Consider the following 20974-nt stretch of genomic DNA (forward strand, 5'->3'; position numbering starts at 1 on the left):
GGGCAGGCGAGAATACTGCTTTTTAACTTACTCGTAAAGAAAAACAGCCTGAGCACGATCCTTGTATCGGTCCAGTCCATCTTTCCATCCCTGTTCAATCTCCTTGAGTGGAACCCCCTGCTCTAAGGCCTGCCGAACCTGCTGGTCCCCAAGAATCAGATCCATAGGCAAGCGTTCATATTCATATTCGTAGGGAGGTTCCTTATATTTGAACTGTTCCGGATAAAGCGTCAGCATGGCTTGCAGCAGAGCGAGGCTGGTTCTGTACGGTAGGAAATCTACGGGGTCTGTCACGTGGACCTGAAACCCTGTGCATGTTTGGTGTTGCCATTTCCCTGAAGTCGGTTCAAAACAAAGGGGTCTAAGCAGACAGCCGGGCAATTCAATCTGTTCCAGAAAGTTATGTATTTCCCGATGATCAACAAAAGGAGCACCAAAAAGCTCAAAAGGTAAAGTGGTGCCTCTGGCTTCAGAGATGTTGGTTCCCTCCCAGATCACCTGGCCAGGATAGACGAGTGCAGTTGCAAAGCTTGGCATGTTTGGCGATGGAAACACCCATGGAAAACCGGTTTCTGGAAAAAGCATGCTGCGATCCCACCCTTCCACTCGAACAACTTCAAGTTGTGCTCCTATCTGCAGCTCTTCGTTACACAACAGCGCCATTTCACCTATAGTGAGTCCATGTCGCATGGGGATGGAGTGCAGCCCAACAAAAGAACTGCACTCCATATTGAGGACGTTGCCTTCCATTGCCTTCCCACCAATGGGATTGGGCCTGTCTAACATAACGATTTCAAGTCCTATTTCTTTTGCAACTTGCAGGCAGTAAAGAACTGTCCAGATAAAGGTATAGACGCGAGTGCCTACATCGATCAAATCTATGAGTAAGACATCCACCCCTTCAAACATGGCAGGATACGGTTTTCGTGTCTCGCCATACAGTGAGTAAACCGGCAAGCCACTCACAGCGTCGATTTGGTGTTCTGATTCTATCATGTTATCCTGTTTCTCACTAAAAAACCCATGCTGGGGAGAAAAAAGGCAAACAAGTTGCCCCGGATAGGCTTGACGAACAAGATCACGACCATGCACAAAAAAACGATTGGTGGATGCTTGATTAGAAAGCAGGGCAAGACGTTTGCCAATCAGTCGATGATCCTGTTGACAGCATATTTTTTCCAGTCCGATTTGAATCACAGATCCTCCAGAAATATTGGATAGATTTTGGGTATATTATCTTACCCTAAATATTCGCGGGGCCTTGTTACCAAAGGATAATGAGTGATATACCCTGAGAGTAAAAATTTTTACACATACAATAAAATTTTAAATTTTCTTTTATTTACAGCATATTTCAACTGATCCCTTCGTCTTTATGTTATTTTTATAGAAAAATCCCATCCATTTTAACAAAATAATGCAACTTTTTTACTTATATGTTTTATTTAAAAAAATCAACGAGTTAAAAAATTTACCACCTTTTTACGTTCAAAAATTTGTATTTTTTTTACTCAAGGATATTGCGTATCAACATCAGCTTTGTTATAGTTTGTTCTGACAAGATGAGGAAACCTTCAACCTCTCTAAATTGCACCAAGTAAAGGCTTTTCGATAGGCAATAATGCCTGAAGTACATAAAAAGATTTCGTAGGAGAAAAGAATATGAAGAAAGTACTGAGCGTAATGGCTGTTTCTGCCTTCGTAATGACCGCAGGCGTTGCTTTTGCAGGTGGACCTGGTCCGGTAGATCCTGCTTGCCCGGAAGCATGTCAGCAGCAGATCGATGACCTCCAGTCTTCTCAGGCACAGCAAAATGAAGAACTGGGTGCCCATGGTCAGCAGCTTGACAACCACGAGACCCGCATCACCGCTCTGGAAGCTCTGCCAGGTTATTATGTTCGTATTGGCGGTCGCCTTGCTTGGGCGGAGGCTGATTTTGATAACGGCATTGGTGGTGGTAGTGACGATTCCGACACAGGCTGGGGTGCTGCCATTGCTGTTGGCCGAACCTATAATGAACTCCGTTATGAGTTGGAACTTGCCTATGAGGATCTTGAGTTCGACGATTTTGACGATGCTGACCTGACCACTGTCATGGGCAACCTCTACTACGACCTGCCTATTCAGGATGGTTTCAGTGTCTACGGCATGGTTGGTATTGGTTATGGTTACGCTGACGCATCCGTGAAATCAGTAAACACTATCGCCTACAAAATTGGTGTTGGTGTAAGTTACATGTTCACCGAAGAAATTGCTGGTGACTTGGGCTACGAGTACCTCGGCCTTGCCGACAATGATCTGACCGATAGCTTCGACGGTCACAACATCGTTGCTTCTGTACGTTTCATGTTCTAATTCGAGTAATTAGAACATGCCGATCAAAGCCCCCTCATTGAGGGGGCTTTTTTTTATATTGAATAACAGAGGACGTTTAAACACCTGTACGATCTTGCATTAATCCACTTACAATCTTTTTTTTCTCGACCTTCCCTTTTTCTTTTGTCCAAAAATCGTTCCATCCCCTCATTCCTTTTTCCCATTGCACATGGCCCCCATGTGGATGAACCCAGCCAAGTAACCATTTGCGTGATTGCCCATTTTCAACCAACTCTGCGGTCCAGGCAAGCCACCCTAATTGCGGTCCCTGAACACCATTGGGAGCCAACTCCCACTGCAGCCAAAGCAAAGGTTGTTCGTGATTTTTTGACCACTCTTTGAGTGAATATTCAATCGACTCCCACCCTTCGCGAATATATGGCCGTAGATAGGTATTATAGACAACAACTGGTGTAGTCGGTTTTGGCAGAGAACTATATAAAAACGAAGAGAGTTCATCAGGAAGCTTGGCCCCGAACAGCTGAACAGGATTTTGAGTCTGCGCCACAACATGGAAGGCGTTAATAGCCTCTTGTAATCGGTCCAGACGTTCTGGCTGATCACCCCAGACAAATGAGGCAAGCCGGATTTCATCCGAAGGGTTATGCAACAAAAACGGGTGCAAATCACATCCGATACGTGCGGAAATCTTTGGAAGCTGCGTCTGAACAGGCATGAACACCTCCCCCTCGGAAACAACCGAAAACTCAGGTGATTGCCCATAACCAAATACTTTGAGCCGCTGGTTTCCGTCCAGTTCATGCAAAGCATACCGCCGTTTTTCAGCAATAAGGTTTAACCCTGCACTACATCCAAGATCTACTAGCGCCACCTCTGCCCAGTGTACATAGCTCAAAGGAAGCACCCAACATACCCCCCGCGAAGTTTCGTTGGTCTGCACTGAAGAGGAGGCTATAAATTCTCCTAAAATTTCCTGTTGAGCCCGCAGTACACGGTACAGTTCAGTGACAAAGATATCAGGCTCAATTTCTCTGTAGCCACCAACAGTTGGATAATACCGGGCAAGGCGGGAAAATACTGGATTACCGCGTAATATCTCATAGTGGATTGATGCGAGCAGGAGCATGGGGACCGCAAATGAGGTCTGCCCCTCACTTGCGGTAAGGAGCCAGGAGGCGATCTCTTCGTCCTGGCTCTCCGGGGAGAGCAAATCTGCCACCAAACCGCAGATAAAAGCAGAAAGTGGTGAACTCTTTTGCGAAAAAGTTTGTTGCTTACGAAATCTACGAGCCAACCGTAAACGCTTATCTTGCGGTTTGTTCATCGGCCTCTCTTCCTTGAACCACAATACTCTCGCTACTCTCTAGCGTCCACCGCCATGGCCGCCACTCCCACCGTGGCCGCCGCTTCCGCCATGGCCCCCTGATCCACTACCGCCGCCCGATCCACCGGAACCACCTCGTTTTCCACCAACACCGCTGGCCTTTCCTCGTTGGGCATACCCCTGCATATCACCTGCTCGCACCCCTTCATTGAGCCCCTGGAGTAGACGCTGCCCCAATGTTTTCATAGTGACATGCATACGCTGATTACTGATCAATTGGCGGAGAACGCGCATATCTCCGGCTTTGTAGCCTTTTGCAAGTGCCGTTGTCGTAACCGCTGTTGCAGTTTCGGAATCCAATCCATACCTGACCATATCGCGAACCGTCAGCATTGTTTCTAGAGAGAGTTTACTTAAAGTCTTTTTACCAATCGTCTTCTCACGAGAATGAAGTCCCTGAGCAACTCGGCCCAGATCATTTGTAGACAGGCCTGAAACCATGGCATCTGCAATCACCGGTCGAAGGCGCATCCGATTTGTGACGGCAAGTGTACTTGCCGTGGTCGCAGCCAGGGCATGTCGTGAACGAACTCGAGCCAACGCACGGGCAATAGTCCCTGCATTTGCATGTTTTGCCAGGCCCTCATGTACTTTTTCAGCCATGGCGCCCAGCGCCTGTTGATTCTGTTTGGCCAGGCGAAACTGAGCTATAATCTGCTGCGTCGCATTCTCAGAGAACTGTGCCTGCATCATAGCCCTTGTTACCCCTTGTGCCAGTGTGGCGCTGAGCCCTGCCTGCGTCAGTTCCCGGTTCATGACCTGATGCCGAGCCTGGATCCCCGTATTTTCTCCAGCCATAGTACCAACCGGGATGATCATCAGGATTATTAGTAGCCGTATAAATTTGTTCATTGTGCTTTTTTTCCTGTAACAATGAATAGTTGAAATTATCCTCAAGGCAGGTAGCGACAGTTCATGGCGCCAAAATCATCCTGCACAGTGTAGCGACACTCAGGCACCATCACGTTGCCATCAACAAGAAAAAAATACTCAAATTCCTGGTTGGGCAAGCCAGAGACATACCATCGACCGTGCTTTCCCTGATGCGCCTGATGCATTTGAAACTGGTCAAGCGAAGAGGCAAAGGCCACCTCATCAACCTCATGAAGGTGAAGGGTTATATTCACTGTATTTTTTTGGATCACAACTCTATGCTGAGGAGTACATCCTACTGTGCAGAGTGCCAGGAACATCACGATGATTCGCACCATTAGATAGCAGCCCTCCCTATCTCCAGAACTGAGTTTTCCCCACCAAAATCATCCTGCTCTCGCAGTGCAACCGTGGGATCGGGAATTTGTCTATCCTGTCCCACCAGATAACTGTATCGATGTTCCCCAACAGGTAATTTCAGCGTCAGGGTCCAGTAACCGCTCTCACCGATGGGAGTCATGGCTTTGGGTTGCCAATCGGTAAATGTCCCCATTATTTGTGCCTGTTCAACATCCGGGAGATAGACCACAAATCGATGCGATTCCTGTGTGATCATCGGCTTTGGCTGAGGAGAGATGAAAAAAAACAACGCTGCTGCACCGGCGGCGGCAAATGCTGCAAAAGGCTTCCACCATGCCAGCCCAAATAACCGGTCTCTTTGAGGGGCGGAGTGCACAACAACGGGTGCAGGGGGCAAATAATGCGCAGGTAATTGCTGTATTTGTTTTTCAAACTCCAACAATTCCAGAGTCTCCTCGGTAAAGTCAGAATCAACATGAACGGTTCTGACAAAGGTGATCTTTTCATCCAAGGAGAGTTCATCATCTATATACTGACTAATGAGAATTTCTTTATTCATACCTTACCCCGAACAAGCAGCTGTCTGAGCTTTTGGCGTGCACGGTGCACTCGTACCTTGATAATCGCAACAGTGCAGCCACGAATTGAAGCAATCTCTTGATAACTGAGCTCGCTACTGACGACAAGCGCTAAAATGTCGCGATCTTCCTCTGATAGCTGCTGCATAGCCTCCAAGACCTTTTGCGATTCTTCCCGTTGAATATATTTTTCCTCTTCATCCCCCTCACCGATGAGAGTCTCTTCCTGCAGCTCAACATCTTTACGGTTTCGTCGCATCTGATCGTAGAGAAGATTACGCCCGATGGTAAAGAGGAGGGCCACGCTTTTTTCACGGTGGCTGTACCGCTCCATATAGCGGGTAAAACTTTCCTGTACCAGATCCGCAGCCAGTGGACCATTGCCTGATTTTCGAACTAAATATCCGAAAAGCTTTTCCTTGTGCACCTGATAAAATTGACGAAACGTTTCCATTGCTTGGGAGATTAACGTTATTTAAGGCAAAAGGTTACCACAATTCTCATTTTTCCCCGAATCCGTGACGGTGGGTGGTTACTGAACAACGCATCTTTTTAATAAGACGACGTATTTTTACAAATTCATATATGTTTAGTCGCACCCGCCGTCACGGATTCAGGTTTTCATTATCCAGAAAGGCAGTGTATTTTTTTCGTAACCAAACACAGGCTCAATCGTTAACACCATGATGCGCATCATGACACAAGACCATTCATTCAGATTAGACGTAAGGAGACTCAAATGCGTTCCATTAAAACTGGTTGTTTAGCAGTACTTATCACTACAGCAATTGTCAGTTTGGCACTCCCGGTCTGGGCAGGAAACGGTAAAGGCACAGGACATGGCGGAGGCACACGCACACAAAGCCGACTTAAAGATGGCTCCTGTCAAAAGGCTGTGGAGCACAAGGTCGAAGCCAAACTTTTAGCCGGAGATGTCATCAGAGATTACATTCGCCTGAAAAAACAACTCAAAGATGAGTCCTGCCTCGTAGACGCGTAACTCGCGCGCTCCAATCGTTGTCACCTTTTTCATCACCCGAATCCGTGATTTAGGTATAGGATAATGGAGTCTCTGTTTCTCCTCTTCAGCCGACATTTTCAGGCAAAAACAGAGAAGCGGAGACTCCACAAATCAGGTAGATGACAACTGCTCCACCTCAAGTCCGGATCCTTTTCCGGAAACCGTGCTGAAATAACAATTCAGCCAGGAGGGGTTTTCACTAAGAGCGATCACACAACGGTGGAGTACGACGGTGCGCTGCATCATGTCCCCCAAAGCCAGATTCCCCCTCCGGCTGGTTGCCCCTGACTGTTCTCCCCGATATAATACCTGCATTCGACTGATCGTTTTTCCTGGCGAATACCTAGGCCGCTATTGGCAACAGTGCCGACAGGGGACTGCCCGATCACCTGCGTCAGCGCATAAATTATTCATTCTCACCATAATCATGGATCCCCTGCCTTACGCCCATCTGCTCCCCTACGGCACACTCTTTACCTCAGCCCTTGTTGCAGCCACCATCTTTCCCATGCAGTCAGAGGCGGTACTTGTTGGCCTTCTTGTCAGTGACGGTTATTCTCCGCTGGCCTTGCTTCTTATTGCAAGCTGCGGCAATATTCTGGGGTCCGTGATCAACTGGTGGCTTGGGCGATCAATTGATCGATTTCGTCACTGTCGGTGGTTTCCAGCCGACGAAAAACAACTTTTACGAGCAGAAAACTGGTACCACCGCTATGGACGTTGGTCTTTGCTTCTTTCCTGGGCACCAATAATTGGTGATCCACTCACTGTGGTGGCTGGCGTTCTGGGCGAACCCTTACCCGGTTTTCTCGTCCTTGTAGGCGTGGCTAAATTTGGTCGTTATCTGGTTTTGGTCTCGGTGACGCTTGGTTGGATGGGGTAATACTTCCCCGATCACACCCTAGAGGGCATCTTGAATAATTGCTTTTTCTGCCAATCCCAGCGTCATGCTTAAAATTTTATCCTCGGAGGTGAGCGAAGACTCCGATATCATATATATGCCTGCGGTAAAATTTTGCACAATCCTCGAAGTCTGCGCTTATCTGGCCTTGATTGAAAAATCTAATTATTCAAGACATCCTAAAGTTTTTTAAGATAGTTTGTGCCTCCAAGTCGGCGTATGTTTTTTTCGATCCAACGGGCACGGGAAAGTGTATATGAACCCGGATGATTGGCGTGGAAGCGACGTGGGTTGGGTAAAACGGCGGCTAAGAGAGCAGCCTGCCGCTTGGTGATGCGCTCAGGTGTGGTCTTGAAGAGATGGGTGCTTGCAGCACCAACGCCATAAATATTGTCGCCAAACTCGGCGATATTGAGATAGACTTCAAGAATACGCTTTTTAGGCCAGAACAGCTCAATACACAAGGTCAGTACGGCTTCAAGTCCCTTACGTACCATGTTGCGGCCTCCCCAAAGAAAGAGATTTTTCGCGGTTTGCTGCGAAAGCGTACTTGCCCCAAGCATTCGGCGGCTATGGGTTTTATTGTAGTTGAGAGCGTTTTTGATCGCGGCAAAATCAAACCCCCAATGTTTGGCAAAAAGCTGATCTTCCGCAGCGATGACAGCCATAGGCATCAAGGGGGACATTTTATCCAAGCTCACCCATTGATAGCGCAAAGGAGGGAGAGAACTCTCCGGCTGCAACCGTTCCAGTTGCCTGAGTACCATGAAAGTCGAAATTGGAACGGGAAAAAAGCGAAAGGCGATAATCGTAAAAACAGGGAGAAGAACAACAACCAGGGTAAAAATAAAAAGTCGCCTGAACAGGCGGGCGAACCACCCCCTGCTCCCTCGACGAACCGAGAAAGCAGAGGGTCGACTGTGATTGCGACGAAACATAGGCATTATTTTTGTTTACGTCCGCGTCTTAAATTTTGTGTTAATTGGGCACAGTATTGGAAGGAGGTTGAACACTCTCCTGTTCATCTGCTGCTTTTGCCTTCATCTGGACAAGCTCTTCCCGCTTAGCGTTTTTAATGACCTCAACTTGCCAACCATCTACCTGAACCAGTTGTTTCAGGCTCGAGACCTCCAGAATATAGCTGTTGTCTTCGGGAGGTGTCTTCTCCTGCTCTGCCGCAGTTTGCACCTTTTGAGCAAAGCTATAGGTAAGAGTTTTTCCGTCTTGCAAGATGACACTGTAGGTCAATACAGGGCGGTCCAGTCCGTATTCGGGTTTGCGTTCTGTTCCGAGAATAGCGGAGATCGACAAGCCGGTCAAACGATTCACCAATGAACCGAGTTTCTTGGTATTTACCTCTTCCCCTTCCTTGAGGCCAACGGGAAGCAACCCCTCCTTTCCCTTCTTGAGCACGACCTCTGGCAGCTTGACTTCGGCCAACTGTTTTTCTTTGAGGTGCAGAACGGTAGTATCAATCCAATCCCCGGGATCAACCGCAAGATCATGGGCAGCTATTTTCATGGAATGAATTTCACTGTCGCCTTCAAGGCGCAGGTACAATTTTCGCAGTCCAGGAGAGGTGCCAAAGTAAAGAACCTGCTGTGTCTTTCCCTGCACCACCAGGCTCAATCGGTGCGCATAGTCGTCTGCAGCAACCCTAAACCGTGACGCAGCCTCAGTGGTACTGGCCTCAGGCCATTCTCGGTTGAGTTGCGTAATTTTCTCAATGAGAGCCTGCACTCGGATGGAATCAGCGGGAAAATTCAAAGAATCCGGCAGGAGCCATTGACCATTCACCTTTTGTATATGCAGTTTTTTCCCTTGGTCATCTTCAAAAAGAAGACCATCTATTTCAGCAGATTTGATCGTGATAAGTGGCCCATTAGTCACTATCCCTTGCGGGACTGTTGCATTCCAATGCGTGTAAACAGTCAGCCCAACCTGAACCAGAATGACGAGAGCAAAGAGCGTTATCCATCGTTTCATTAGTTCAACCTCCCGCTCAGCAGTGCCAGCTCATGCGTTCTCACCTTGTTTGCTATCATTTTTCGAACCAACCAGACTATCAATAATCCGCAGGCGGCCAATCCATAATTAAGGTATTCCCAAAAGACTCGCATCTCCTGACTCATTGGCACCAGGGTTCGAGCGAAATGCCCGTTCCCCCGAATAGAGAGCAAATCGCGATCCTCAAGTGACCAGTCAATACAGTTGGCCATCAGTTGCAAGGGATTGAGGTAACGGGTGCCGCCGGCACCGGAGGCAAGCTCCAGACTGGTATCAGCTAAAAAGGTATTTGAGGAAATGAGAATGATGCGGGCTGAATTCGGGGAATGTCCGAGGACGCGCCCAATCACTGCGGGTTTGTCTTCTTTGGAGCTTGTGTCCCCCTGCTCGTCACCTTTCTCCTTTACCTCTTCAGCCTGTTTTCGCGCAGCAACAACCAGAGGAGAAGTCTTCCCCTTAAACCAGGAATCAAACTCCCCTTCCACCATCACCCCGAGGACCTGCCGCCCCACGGCCTTGCCCTGGGCGAATCCATTCTCACCATAACGACGAAAATCGGGTTGTATCTCACTCCGATCGGAAACCCAGCTTCCTTCCGAGCTCTGCAGCAGCTTCACCACCTTGCGCTTTGCATTTTTGGCAGGATCAATAGTCACGGGGGAGGCCCAGGTCATGGAGAGCTGATCTATTCCAGAAAGCAGGCCGTTTTTTCGATTCATGCCGTCAGGTCGGATATCAACAAAGTAGGGATAATTCACTAGATGCGTCTCACGTACACTGAATCCACCGACCTGCCGATCAACCGGTACGGGAAAAGCCGCATTCTGTTGATCAAGCACCATACTGTGCCCCAGAGTCAGGCCATAGCTGGCAAGCCAGTCCTCCAATCCGCTTGTCTTCTCAACCGCTGCAAGCCTTCCCTGTAGATGAACATCAAAGGCAGAGGTCGCCAGGATAACCGTACCTCCCTGCATCAAAAACTGATCAATGGCAAAAAGCTGTTTGTCATCAAGCTGCTCTGGAGAAACGACCAATAAAATATCTGCCTCCGGATCAACCTGTCCGTTTTTCAGATCTACAGATTTGACTCGGTGCTCCTGGCCAGCAAATTGAGAAAGCATCTGAAAGGTATTTCCCTGAGGCGGCATACCGTACTGCGCCATACCCGGTTGACTGGGTGGCGTGTATAAGGCAACTGTTTTGAGCATATCTTTGGAAAATCGTTTCAGCGTAGCCTCGATTGAACTCTTTAATGCTGCTGAATCAAGCGTTGAAGGCAGCGCCACCTGTACCTGTTCCCCTCCACTCTCCAGAGTCATGTAAAACCAGAAGGTCTCTGTTGAAAGTAGCCCGGCAACCATGGGCTGCATACCAAAGGTTTGACTCAGTTTGCTGGCCAGCGCACCACCGTTGGCCTCCGGGTCGGCAAAATCAAAGGAGAATTTTTCGCCGCCCTGCTCCTTCAATCCTTCAAGGACATCGTGTAACTTTGCCTTTAACTCGACAAGCGCTTTGGGCAGGACTGAATCAGCAGACATATATCCATGAAAGACGACGGGATGGCTGATCCCTGTAAAGAGATTTCCGCCTCCCTGGTAACTGGACAGCACCTTCTTAATCGAACGGGTGATATCATGTTCCGGATTGCGCAGTTCAACCTCGAGCTTAGTATCCCCTTCACTTTTCACCTCGATCAAATCCTGAAAGCCGAGCGTTTCATAGGAATCGCCATATTTCACCAGAATATCAAAGTAAGAGTTTGTGACCGCGGTCTGGTAACGTGAGGCGGTCTGAAAGGGTACCGGTCGAATACCGTACTTTTCCCCGGCCTCCTGCTCAAGTTCAGGTTTGTCCTGAGGATCGATAAATTCAACCTTGACCTTCCCCTTGCCTGCCACCCCGTATTCTTCGAGGAGATCTCGAATCTGGGGAACCAGTGGAGCCAGCAGCGGGTGCGTCTTGGCAGAGAAATAGCCGCGAATAAGTAGGGGCTCCTGCAACCGGGCAAGGTAGGATTTGGTTGCCGGTGAAATAGAATAGATCTGGTTGGCGGTGAGATCTGTCCGTAGCACTCCAATGGGCGCCAGCCAGAAATTAAGCACAAAAAAATTTGCCACGAGCAGACCGGTCAAAATAGCCCAGTTTTTATGTCGGGTGTTGCTTGGATTTCCTGCCCAGCGACCACGCTCCAGACTATAAACGTTAAGAGAAAGAAAAATCCCGATCAGGCTGAGCGAGTAAACCAGGTCACGAAGATCGATTACTCCACGGGTAATGGATTCAAATCGGGAGCCAGCACCAAGAAGCTTAAGCAGTTCACCGACATGGTTCCCAAAAAATCCGGTCAGAGTATCAGAGCCAAGCATATACAATACGCTGCACACCAGCGTGGAGACAATGAGACTGACAATCTGGCTGTTGAATTGGGCGCTGACATAGAGGCCGATAGCAATATAGGCACCAGCCAGAATGAGGCTGGCCAGATACCCCCCGAAAACCGGGCCCCAATCAAGCTGCCCAAGAAAGTTTACGGTAATAGGCAAAGGAATGGTCAAGAGCAGCGCGATAGCCACCAGACTCAGGCAGGCGATAAACTTGCCCAGAACCAGCGTCGAAAGCCGAACCGGTGCGGTCAGCAGAGGCTCCAGGGTTCCGGCCCGATGCTCCTCAGACCAGACTCGCATGGTGATGGCCGAAGAAAGGAAAATCAAGAGGAGTGGCATCCAGGAAAACAGAGGACGTACATCAGCGATATTCCGACTGAAAAAAGTTTCTACCCAAAAAAAGATAAACAGGGTGGCGGCGAGAAATGCGCCAAAAAAGATAAAGGCAGCCGGCGTTGAAAAAAAGACGGCCAACTCCCGGCGGGCGACCTTACGCAAGGTGTTCATTGTTCTCTCCCCCCTGCCAGATTGATTTCACTGAAAACACGCTCCAGATTGCGCGACTCCAGGGTGAGTTCAAATAAGGACCAGCCCTGCCCTGTGATGGCACTAGCCACAAATGGAGCCACTTCTTTGGCAGGTACTGTGGTGCTGATGCCATAGCAATAGCGGTCTGCTTGCACCGAGATCTGCTCAACCGCAGTGACTCCATCCAGGGATGCAAGAGTGGCCTCAGCCTCAGCCCGGTCCGTTGTCACAAGTAGACGCTGGGAATCACTCAGTGCACTCAGCGAGGTATCAAGCATCTTTTTCCCGTGGCCAATGATGATCACCCTGTCACAGACGGCCTGCACCTCCTGGAGGATATGGGTTGAGATAATCAGGGTGGCATCTTTGGCAAGTTCGCGAATCAGCGTGCGCATGTGTTGGATCTGGGTCGGATCGAGGCCGTTTGTGGGTTCATCAAGAATGATGATTGAAGGCCGATGCAAAATGGCCTGGGCCACACCTACACGCTGACGATAACCACGGGACAAGGTACCAATGGATTGAGTCGCCCGCTCTGTGAGCCCTGTCCGCTCCAGGGCCTCAAGGAGCAGATGCCCCATATCCCTTTCATCGATGCCATGAAGCGCGGCAATGTATTCCAGATAGCCGATCACACTCATCTCTGGATAGACCGGGCAATTTTCCGGCAGGTAACCGATCAAGGCCTGAATGGCGCTACGATTCGATTCTATGGGCATACCATCGACCTTTATGGTGCCACCACTTGCTTCCAGGTAGCCGGTCAGCATCTTCATGATGGTGGTTTTACCCGCGCCATTATGCCCCAGTAGCCCAACAATTTCCCCGGAACCAATTGAAAATGACACATCGTCAACGGCTCGGGTTGTGCCGTAGGTACGGGTTAAATGTTCAACCTGAATCATTAATTCCTCTTTTAAGTTGTCAATATATTCTTGGTCAGGACAACTCAAGGGTGTCTTGAATAATTAGATTTTTCAATCAAGGCCAGATAAGCGCAGACTTCGAGGATTGCGAAAAATTTTACCGCAGGCATATATGTGATATTCCGAGGATAAAATTTTAAGCGTGACGAGGTAAGCGCCAGACTCCGGGGGATTGGAAGAAAAAGCAATTATTCAAGATTCCCTCAAGACATCGTTGCATCAACGACTGTCCCAAGTAAAACCGTCATGTAAGATCGATCAAACTGTGCCGAAAGCGGAGGCGAGGTGTCGGTAAAACAGTTGAAAAAGAGAGAAAACACGACGAAATTCCAAAATAAATAGCGCGATTTTATAAATGAAACCATAACGATATCTTGAGGTTGTCAACAAAGGCGATCAAAATCAAGAAACAGAAAAGACAGACCTGGTCGTGAACGCGACGCGAAGATCCGCATGAGCAGTGGTGCCGGAAAGTTCCGGTTTGATGTGTGCGGGTTTAAAGTAAAGCAGAACAGGAGGTTGTCAATTCACAGGGACGATTTTTTTACCCACGGCTGCGTTCGGTTGTCGTAGTCCGCTGGAGGCGAACCGTGGAGAGCAGTATACCGCAAAAAATAAGGACCACTCCCTGGGCATGGTAGCGTTCCGGCTGCTCATGGAGAAAGATCATGGCAAGGATAGAACTGAAAACCGGCATAAGATGAACAAAAGGCCCTGCCCTGTTTGCTCCAATACTTCGCACTGCTCGATTCCAGAAAATGAAGGCCAGCACCGAGGCAAAAAAAGCCACATAGCCTACAGTCAGAAGAACTGAAGAATTTACCGTAAAGGTCTTCCCCTGGGCGAGCTCCCACAGGTACAAGGGGGAAAGCCCCACCAGTCCGACCAGGATCATGGCGAGGAGATACGCAAGTGGATGTATTTCTCCTGGATATCTGCGCAGGTTGGTTGAGTACAATGCCCAGACAACAGCAGCGGCGAGAACAAGTAGATCTCCTCGATTAAAAGAGATCTGGGTGAGCATCGAAACGTCGCCCTTTGCCATGATCAATGCCACACCCGACAATGAGATGAAGATCCCGCAATACTGTCGAACCAACAGTGTCTCTTGAAATCGGATCCAGGAAATGACTGCGATCAAAACGGGTACACAGGAGTTGACCAACACCCCATTGATCACGCCGGTATACTGCATAGCCATATATAGCAGGGTATTGAATCCGGTCACGCCAAGAAGTCCTTGAGCGAGAATGAACCTCTTATACTTCCACAGCAGCCTGCGATCGCGCCACAAAGGTTTCCAGGCAAATCCAAGCAGAATGACCAGTGCCAGACTCCACCGCCAAAAGGATAAAGCCACAGGCGGTATCACTGCATGCATTCCACGGCTGACGACAAAATTTCCGGACCAGAAAAGGGTTGTAAGGGTGAGCAGGAGATAGGGCATGCTGTTCGCTGCAACAAAGTCAATCGAGAGAAAACTTAATAAATGAGCATCCCGTTGATTATGGATGGCTCTTTGCCTAGAGAAGCAGTGTTGAATGGTGGTTTTATCGAGGAGTGCAGGAAGATCCGACGCGCCGGGATTTAGTACAGAATCTGCAGGGGGGATTGCGGGCAGCCCATCAGCTCGTCAGGTATTACTCTGCCCCTATAAATGGACTGTCCCGCTCCTCACCGCAGACCATTTGGCCAACAGTATGTGGTCGATACACCTCTATCACACCGGGCTGTGGCATATACACGTTGTTTAATTCATTTTGGGAATACCAGTATCCGACCGGGGTGCCATCTGGAGCATAAATTCGACCGGCCCTATAGTCACAGCTCCCGTACATTTCCTGGGAATACCACTGCAGCCATCCTGCCAGTCGTTCCGGGCTCATTGCAACTTTGCTCCAGACACGACTACGCAGCTGAAACCGGTTATCAACGGCAATAAAGGAATCAGGCGCAACGATGGAACCGAGGTAATAATAAGTGTGCCTAGGAAAGATAGCTCCATTCTCAATAGATTGCTGCACTTCCTCCTGTTCTACCCACCTTCCTTTGGGACTTGTCGAGGTCAACGAAGAACAACCCGCTAAAACTCCCCAACAACCACTAAGAACCAAAGCTGAGATCAGTAACCACCTTTTATGCATAACGCGCACCTCTGAAATCAGGAGAAGCAAGCATCCAACTTGCTCATATCTTTCAACCTTAATCTGTGAGCATTCATCGGGGGGGGCGGCGGAAGCTGAACAACAAATGAATTAATTTAAAAATCTTTGTCCCATTAATAGGATACGCTGTTCAGTGACCACCCGCCGTCACGGATTCAGGTTTCAAGGCCACTGAGGATATTTCACTGAGTCTTGAGCTTAAGCAGATTGGTTACCCTTCTCACCCCACGAACGCTATGAGCGATGGCTGCTGCCTTCCTCCGTTGTGCTATTGTCTCCACGGCACCGCTTAGGACGACCTCGCCCTGAAAAGTCTTCACTGAAACGGTCAATGCACTCACCTCTTTATCCGCAACCAGCTCAGCTTTCACCTGAGTAGTGATGGAGGCATCATCAATAACCTGCCCCGTGCTTCTCCCAGCAGGGGTTGTACAGCCAACCAGCAGAAAAAAAAGAAAAAAAGTGCAGATAATTGAAACAAAGGGATGTCGTTTCATACCTCCTCCATTATGTTCCCAGCATCAGTAATGACCATAATAACGGTTGGGTGCAGTTCAATGCACCTCTCCAAACAACCAGGGTACATTGCTTGCTCCAGGCTCACGTATACCGACCAAGGAAGGCCCCGAACCTACGGGATACTGGTAAGAAGTCTCCCCCCAAATCACAAGGAAGAAAAATCCAATCTAGAGATCATTGCCACGCCCCAAAGAAATACCTTACATATTTCTTTTTCAATACATAATTTCTGAACTTTCGTACAATCACAGCTTGTTATCCATTTTTCCTGCATCCTGACTCTCAAAGCAGGGAGCCAAAGCAGCTGTTCAGAACAGTTGCTTCCCCCCTGAGACAGAGCGCGCAACCACACCCCAGGCCAGTAATATTCAGGGTTTCTCTATTGACCTTCCGGGACTGATCCTCTATCATCGCAACCCACGAGTTTCCGTAGTGTATGCATTCTATTTTGGAGGAAAAAGGAGGAGATTTTATGCTGAAACGTACACTCGTTTTCGCCATGGTAATCGGAGCGCTCATCTGGATGCCGGCACTTGCCGATGCGGCCAACAAGTACAAAAAAGAATACAAGATGAGCGTGGTCGTCGGCCCCAAGCTTCCCTGGGGTCAGGGAGCAACCAAATTTGCCGACCTGGTGCGGGAACGTACTGACGGACGCATTAACATCAAGGTCTACACCTCGTCATCACTCATGGCAGGCAAACAGACCAATGAATTCCTGATACACCGGAACGGTGTGGCCGAGTTCTGCCTTGCCTCTACCATCAACTGGTCCACCAGCATCAAAGAGCTCAACCTTTTTAACCTGCCCTTCCTCTTTCCGGATTACAAAGCCCTTGATGCAGTGACTCAGGGCGAAATTGGTGAAGAAATTGGTGGGCTGCTCAAGAAAAAAGGGGTCACTCTGCTCGGTTGGGGTGAGAACGGATTCCGGGCTCTGACTAACTCCAAGGGACCGGTTGCCAAACCCGAAGATTTAGACGGCATGAAAATTCGTGTAGTCGGCACGCCAATTTTTATCGAAATCATGACCGCTCTCGGCGCCAACCCGGCCAACATGAACTGGGGTGATGCCCAAATAGCTTTTCAGTCGGGCAATGTTGATGGTCAGGAAAATCCAGTGGTTGGTATTGAGATTCCGGTTAAAATTTGGCAGTTTCACAAATATGCAACCATCTGGCGGTATGTGATTGACCCATTGATGTTCACCGTCAACAGCAAGGTCATGGCCGGCTTTTCCGAAGAAGACCAAAAAATCATTCGCCAGGCCGCGGTTGAGGCTGGTGAGTGGCAACGCGCTCTGGCCCGTAAAGGTTTGATTGCTCCGGATCTCAGCGCCCTTGACACCTTACGTGAAAATGGCATGGAAGTCGTGGTTCTGGACCAGGAAGCACGAAAGGCCTTTCGTGAGAAGACCGCCTCTGTCTATAAAAAATGGGTCCCCACTGTTGGTGCAGAGTTGGTCGAAAAAGCTGAAAAAGCCATTGCGGCATCGCAAAAGTAGGTTCACACATGTCTGTTCGCTGGATCGCCGAGCACCTTGAAGAGGTGCTCGGCTCCGCTTTACTGGCGGGAATGGCCGTTCTTGCCCTGGCCAATGTTATAACCCGGTATGTTTTTGAGTATCCCCTAGCCTTTACCGAAGAACTTGAGGTCAACTCCCTTGTCTGGCTCACCCTCTTTGGAACCAGTTTAGCCTTCAGGCGGGGCCACCACCTGCGCATGCTCTTTTTTCAGGATAAGCTGCCTCATAAATGCCGTTTTTGGCTGAACCAGATAATCCATATTGCCGCTATTGGCCTGTTCACCATCCTGGGATATCTAGGGTATTTACAGCTAGTTGATGAATATGTTCTAGAAATCACCTCAGAATCACTCAACCTGCCCCAATGGATTTATACTCTCTGCATTCCCATAGGGTGTACGATGATCGTTGTTCGCATTCTTGAAGGGATGATACGTGATTGTAAGGGGGAAAACTGATGGGCCTGGGGTTATTTTTTGGTTTTTTCATTTTACTGATTATCGGTGCTCCTATTGCCCTGGCTATTGGTATCCCTAGTTTTGCAGTAATATGGGGAGCTGATCTTGGCGTGCCGGTCATCTCTCCCAATTTTTTTGCTGGAATTGCTAAATTCCCTTTGTTGGCAATCCCACTTTTTATCCTGGCAGGATTCATCCTGGAGCGCTGTGACATTTCCCGCCGTATTATTCATTTTGCCAATCTTCTGGTGGGGCAACGCAAGGGGGGGCTTGCCATTGTGGCCATTGGCGTTTGCGTTTTTTTTGGAGGCGTTTCCGGTTCAGGCCCTGCCGATGCTGCAGCAATCGGTGCAATCCTGATCCCGGCCATGTACTCGCAGGGCTACAGCAAAAGTTATAGTGCCTCATTAATTGCAGCTGCTGGCTCCACCGCCATTATCGTACCGCCTTCCATCGCACTGATTATTTACGGGGCCATCACCAACACTTCGGTCCCTGCCCTTTTTGCCGCCGGGGCAGTTCCCGGATTTCTAGCTGGCATCTCTCTGCTTATCCCCGCCCTGTGGATCGCTATCCGTAAAGGATATGGTGCCAATGTCAAAAAGGAAGCTGAACAAAGCCTGTGGGAGGCATTCAAGGATGCTTTCTGGGGACTCCTTGCCCCCATTATAATCCTCGGTGGTTTATATGGTGGGGTCTTCACACCTACTGAAGCGGCTGTCGTTGCAGTGTTTTACAGCATTCTGTTGGGAATGGTTATTTACCGCACTCTTAATTTTGCAAAGATGTACCGTATTCTGGTAGATGCCTTTGAGGCATCCTCCATTGTCCTGCTGATAGTGGCCTTTGCCGGTCTTTTTTCCTGGGCCGGTTCCACAGTTGGTATTCTCGATACCTTTGCCCAGATGCTCATGGGAATCTCTGACAATGAGTGGGTGGTTCTCTTCTTGATCAATGTACTCATTTTCTTTGGTGGCATGTTGATCGACGCGGTTTCAATTTTTTATATTTTTCTGCCGATTTTCATGCCCATCATCACCCACTTTGGCTGGGATCCGATTTGGTTTGGCGTGGTTATGACCTTAAACCTGGCGATTGGCCAGTTTACACCACCGGTTGCAGTTAATCTTTTTGTCACAACCCAGTTGGCGAATATTCGCCTGGAGAAAACCTTTACAACCGTTCTCCCCATGGTGCTGGCAATGATGGTTGCCTTGCTGGTAGTCATTTTTTTCCCATCCCTTTCCCTGTTTATCCCACGGTTTTTCAACCTTATTTAACTGATGCTTCTTTGTAAGCTCGTGTTATCCATGGCAATGGTTATTGCCATCACCCTGATTGCAGAGCGGGTTTCATCCCGCTTTGCCGGGGTATTGCTTGGTTTTCCTTTAGGGGTTGGGATCTCCCTTTTTTTTATTGGCTATGAACAGGGGCCCACCTTTGCTGCCCAAAGCAGCCTCTGGACCTCCCAGGGGCTGCTCCCTTCGCTGGTTTGGTGCCTGAGTTACCAATTCTGTGCACACCGGCTGAAGGGTCACCCTCGCTCGCTGACGGTTGGCTTTAGCCTCACCATGTCACTCTGTTGTTATCTGCCCATCGCCTTTGTAGTCCAACAGTTTGCCCCGGAGTCACTTTTTCTTCGCCTTGCCCTGAGCCTGATTGGCCTTTTTTCCTTTGCCTTTCTCTTTCACTGCGCCTATTCCCATCCCCCTGCCATAACGCCCCAGCTCTTTTCCTGGAAACGACTTCTTACTCGCGCTTTGCTCACCGGTATAATCATTGTTGCCATCACATCCAGCGCCGCTCATGTTGGCAGCGAGTGGTCAGGTATTTTCAGCGCATTTCCCGCAACAATCCTTCCCGTGGCTCTTATTCTTCACTCCCATTATGGGCCGGAAATTCTCTCCTCTCTGTTTCGGGAACTCCCCATGGGAATGTTGTCTATTGTTGTCTTCAGCCTCACAGTAGCCTGGAGTTTCCCCATATTAGGGATACTCTGGGGGACCATTTTCAGCTATCTAGTCGCTGGCTGTTACCTCCTCTTCTATGAATTACGGCTTCGTCAGCAACTTCAGTCCTGTATTACAAACGTATTCAGGCAACTAAAACCCTGAGTCTTCTATCAGTTCCCCCTTCGTCAATGCATCCCACTTACTTTCTTAGGCAATAAAAGCTTTTCCCTATTTATCTGTTGCCGAGGCTCTTGCCTCTTGGTAATTTTTTTTAACCTAACGCCTTACTCATTTTTTAGCCCTTTTCTCTCAAGGAGAAATTTCATGAACAAACATCTGGTTCTTCTCCCTGCTTTGGCTTTCCTTTTTTTTGCAGGCTGTGCCACTGAATCTTCTCGCACCATAGAAACACAGCAGGTTGCCACAGCCTCTCAGCCCTATTACGGACAAAAAACTCTCATATCTGTGGGCAAATTTGAAAACAGATCCTCCTATCTACGAGGTATCTTTTCAGACGGGGTGGACCGCATGGGCAACCAGGCCAAGACAATTCTGGTGAGCCACCTCCAGCAGACAGGGCGCTTTCAAGTACTTGAACGAACAAACATGGAGGAATTGCAACAGGAAGCCAAACTGAGCGGAGCGGCCCAGCATTTGGCCGGGGCTCAATACGTCATTACCGGAGACATCACAGAGTTTGGTCGTAAACAAACAGGTGACCACCAGTTATGGGGTATTCTGGGACGAGGAAAAAGTCAGATCGCCTATGCCAAGGCAACACTCAACGTTATTAGCGTGCAAACATCAGAAGTAGTCTTTACCGCCAAAGGCGCAGGTGAGTATGCCCTTTCAGATCGGGAGGTCATTGGTTTTGGGGGAACTTCAGGATACGATTCGACTCTCAATGGAAAAGTGTTGGACCTGGCAATTCGTGAAGCGGTCAACAATCTGACAGCAGGGATCGACTCAGACGCCTGGCAACCAGGGGATTAACTGCTAGAACAAGCCATCACCTTTTGCAATGCAAGGAAGTTTCAAGCTTCCTTCACCGGACGT

Annotated in this window: 21 protein-coding genes; 8 read left to right on the forward strand and 13 right to left on the reverse strand. The window is 48.9% G+C overall.

Annotated elements, in window-relative coordinates; translation table 11 throughout:
• Positions 1–27: 27 nt before the first annotated feature.
• Positions 28–1197 (reverse strand): exo-beta-N-acetylmuramidase NamZ domain-containing protein, encoded by a 1170-nt coding sequence (locus tag JWJ90_RS11855; protein ID WP_205227439.1) that lies wholly within the window; start codon positions 1195–1197, stop codon positions 28–30.
• 465 nt (positions 1198–1662) lie between these two features.
• Between JWJ90_RS11855 and JWJ90_RS11860 the strand changes: the two genes are divergently transcribed.
• On the forward strand, positions 1663–2355 hold the full coding sequence (locus tag JWJ90_RS11860) for an outer membrane protein (RefSeq protein WP_205227440.1): 693 nt from the start codon (positions 1663–1665) through the stop codon (positions 2353–2355).
• Between the two features lie 76 nt (positions 2356–2431).
• On the opposite strand, the gene JWJ90_RS11865 is transcribed toward JWJ90_RS11860, so the two are convergent.
• From JWJ90_RS11865 to JWJ90_RS11885, 5 genes are all read right to left on the reverse strand, one after another.
• Positions 2432–3661, reverse strand: a complete 1230-nt coding sequence (locus JWJ90_RS11865; protein WP_205227441.1) for a DUF2332 domain-containing protein — start codon at positions 3659–3661, stop codon at positions 2432–2434.
• Positions 3662–3700: 39 nt separating this feature from the next.
• Positions 3701–4573 (reverse strand): hypothetical protein, encoded by an 873-nt coding sequence (locus JWJ90_RS11870; RefSeq protein WP_205227442.1) that lies wholly within the window; start codon positions 4571–4573, stop codon positions 3701–3703.
• 41 nt (positions 4574–4614) lie between these two features.
• A complete protein-coding gene (locus tag JWJ90_RS11875) occupies positions 4615–4866 on the reverse strand; it encodes an early set domain-containing protein (RefSeq protein WP_205227443.1) in 252 nt (83 codons plus the stop codon).
• A gap of 65 nt (positions 4867–4931) precedes the next feature.
• Entirely contained in the window at positions 4932–5513 is a 582-nt protein-coding gene (locus tag JWJ90_RS11880) for a glycogen-binding domain-containing protein (RefSeq protein WP_205227444.1), read from the reverse strand.
• Positions 5510–5986 carry an RNA polymerase sigma factor gene (locus JWJ90_RS11885; RefSeq protein WP_205227445.1) on the reverse strand — a complete coding sequence of 159 codons (477 nt, stop codon included), beginning with the start codon at positions 5984–5986 and terminating at the stop codon, positions 5510–5512. The genes JWJ90_RS11880 and JWJ90_RS11885 overlap by 4 nt, the downstream gene beginning before the upstream one ends.
• Positions 5987–6271: 285 nt before the next feature.
• Between JWJ90_RS11885 and JWJ90_RS11890 the strand changes: the two genes are divergently transcribed.
• Both JWJ90_RS11890 and JWJ90_RS23740 read left to right on the forward strand, forming a co-directional pair.
• Entirely contained in the window at positions 6272–6532 is a 261-nt protein-coding gene (locus JWJ90_RS11890) for a hypothetical protein (protein ID WP_205227446.1), read from the forward strand.
• A gap of 448 nt (positions 6533–6980) precedes the next feature.
• Positions 6981–7436: a YqaA family protein gene (locus JWJ90_RS23740; RefSeq protein WP_205227471.1), complete on the forward strand. Its 456-nt coding sequence runs from the start codon at positions 6981–6983 to the stop codon at positions 7434–7436.
• Positions 7437–7633: 197 nt separating this feature from the next.
• Here JWJ90_RS23740 and mtgA read toward each other — a convergent pair whose 3' ends face one another.
• From mtgA to JWJ90_RS11930, 7 genes are all read right to left on the reverse strand, one after another.
• Positions 7634–8392 (reverse strand): monofunctional biosynthetic peptidoglycan transglycosylase, encoded by a 759-nt coding sequence (gene mtgA, locus JWJ90_RS11900; protein WP_420828910.1) that lies wholly within the window; start codon positions 8390–8392, stop codon positions 7634–7636.
• Positions 8393–8432: 40 nt separating this feature from the next.
• A complete protein-coding gene (locus tag JWJ90_RS11905; RefSeq protein ID WP_205227448.1) occupies positions 8433–9440 on the reverse strand; it encodes a DUF4340 domain-containing protein in 1008 nt (335 codons plus the stop codon).
• Complete coding sequence (locus JWJ90_RS11910; RefSeq protein WP_205227449.1) at positions 9440–12352, reverse strand: Gldg family protein; 2913 nt, start codon at positions 12350–12352, stop codon at positions 9440–9442. Before JWJ90_RS11910 ends, JWJ90_RS11905 begins: the two co-directional genes overlap by 1 nt.
• The gene (locus JWJ90_RS11915) at positions 12349–13278 is read right to left on the reverse strand and encodes an ABC transporter ATP-binding protein (protein WP_205227450.1); all 930 of its coding nucleotides are present in this window, start codon (positions 13276–13278) and stop codon (positions 12349–12351) included. The genes JWJ90_RS11910 and JWJ90_RS11915 overlap by 4 nt, the downstream gene beginning before the upstream one ends.
• A gap of 565 nt (positions 13279–13843) precedes the next feature.
• Positions 13844–14746: a DMT family transporter gene (locus JWJ90_RS11920; RefSeq protein ID WP_205227451.1), complete on the reverse strand. Its 903-nt coding sequence runs from the start codon at positions 14744–14746 to the stop codon at positions 13844–13846.
• Between the two features lie 193 nt (positions 14747–14939).
• A complete protein-coding gene (locus tag JWJ90_RS11925) occupies positions 14940–15323 on the reverse strand; it encodes a hypothetical protein (protein WP_205227452.1) in 384 nt (127 codons plus the stop codon).
• Positions 15324–15646: 323 nt separating this feature from the next.
• Positions 15647–15961 (reverse strand): BON domain-containing protein, encoded by a 315-nt coding sequence (locus JWJ90_RS11930; protein WP_205227453.1) that lies wholly within the window; start codon positions 15959–15961, stop codon positions 15647–15649.
• 494 nt (positions 15962–16455) lie between these two features.
• On the opposite strand from JWJ90_RS11930, the gene JWJ90_RS11935 reads away from it, so the two are divergent.
• The 5 genes from JWJ90_RS11935 (at position 16456) to JWJ90_RS11955 (ending at position 20911) form a co-directional block, all read left to right on the forward strand.
• The gene (locus tag JWJ90_RS11935) at positions 16456–17487 is read left to right on the forward strand and encodes a DctP family TRAP transporter solute-binding subunit (protein WP_205227454.1); all 1032 of its coding nucleotides are present in this window, start codon (positions 16456–16458) and stop codon (positions 17485–17487) included.
• Between the two features lie 8 nt (positions 17488–17495).
• The gene (locus tag JWJ90_RS11940; protein WP_205227455.1) at positions 17496–17966 is read left to right on the forward strand and encodes a TRAP transporter small permease; all 471 of its coding nucleotides are present in this window, start codon (positions 17496–17498) and stop codon (positions 17964–17966) included.
• Entirely contained in the window at positions 17966–19246 is a 1281-nt protein-coding gene (locus tag JWJ90_RS11945; RefSeq protein ID WP_205227456.1) for a TRAP transporter large permease, read from the forward strand. The genes JWJ90_RS11940 and JWJ90_RS11945 overlap by 1 nt, the downstream gene beginning before the upstream one ends.
• Before the next feature lie 30 nt (positions 19247–19276).
• On the forward strand, positions 19277–20080 hold the full coding sequence (locus JWJ90_RS11950) for a hypothetical protein (RefSeq protein ID WP_205227457.1): 804 nt from the start codon (positions 19277–19279) through the stop codon (positions 20078–20080).
• A gap of 162 nt (positions 20081–20242) precedes the next feature.
• Positions 20243–20911: a CsgG/HfaB family protein gene (locus JWJ90_RS11955; RefSeq protein ID WP_205227458.1), complete on the forward strand. Its 669-nt coding sequence runs from the start codon at positions 20243–20245 to the stop codon at positions 20909–20911.
• Positions 20912–20974: the final 63 nt, after the last annotated feature.

It is taken from the genome of Desulfobulbus rhabdoformis (assembly GCF_016919065.1).
Taxonomy (GTDB): Bacteria; Desulfobacterota; Desulfobulbia; order Desulfobulbales; family Desulfobulbaceae; genus Desulfobulbus; species Desulfobulbus rhabdoformis.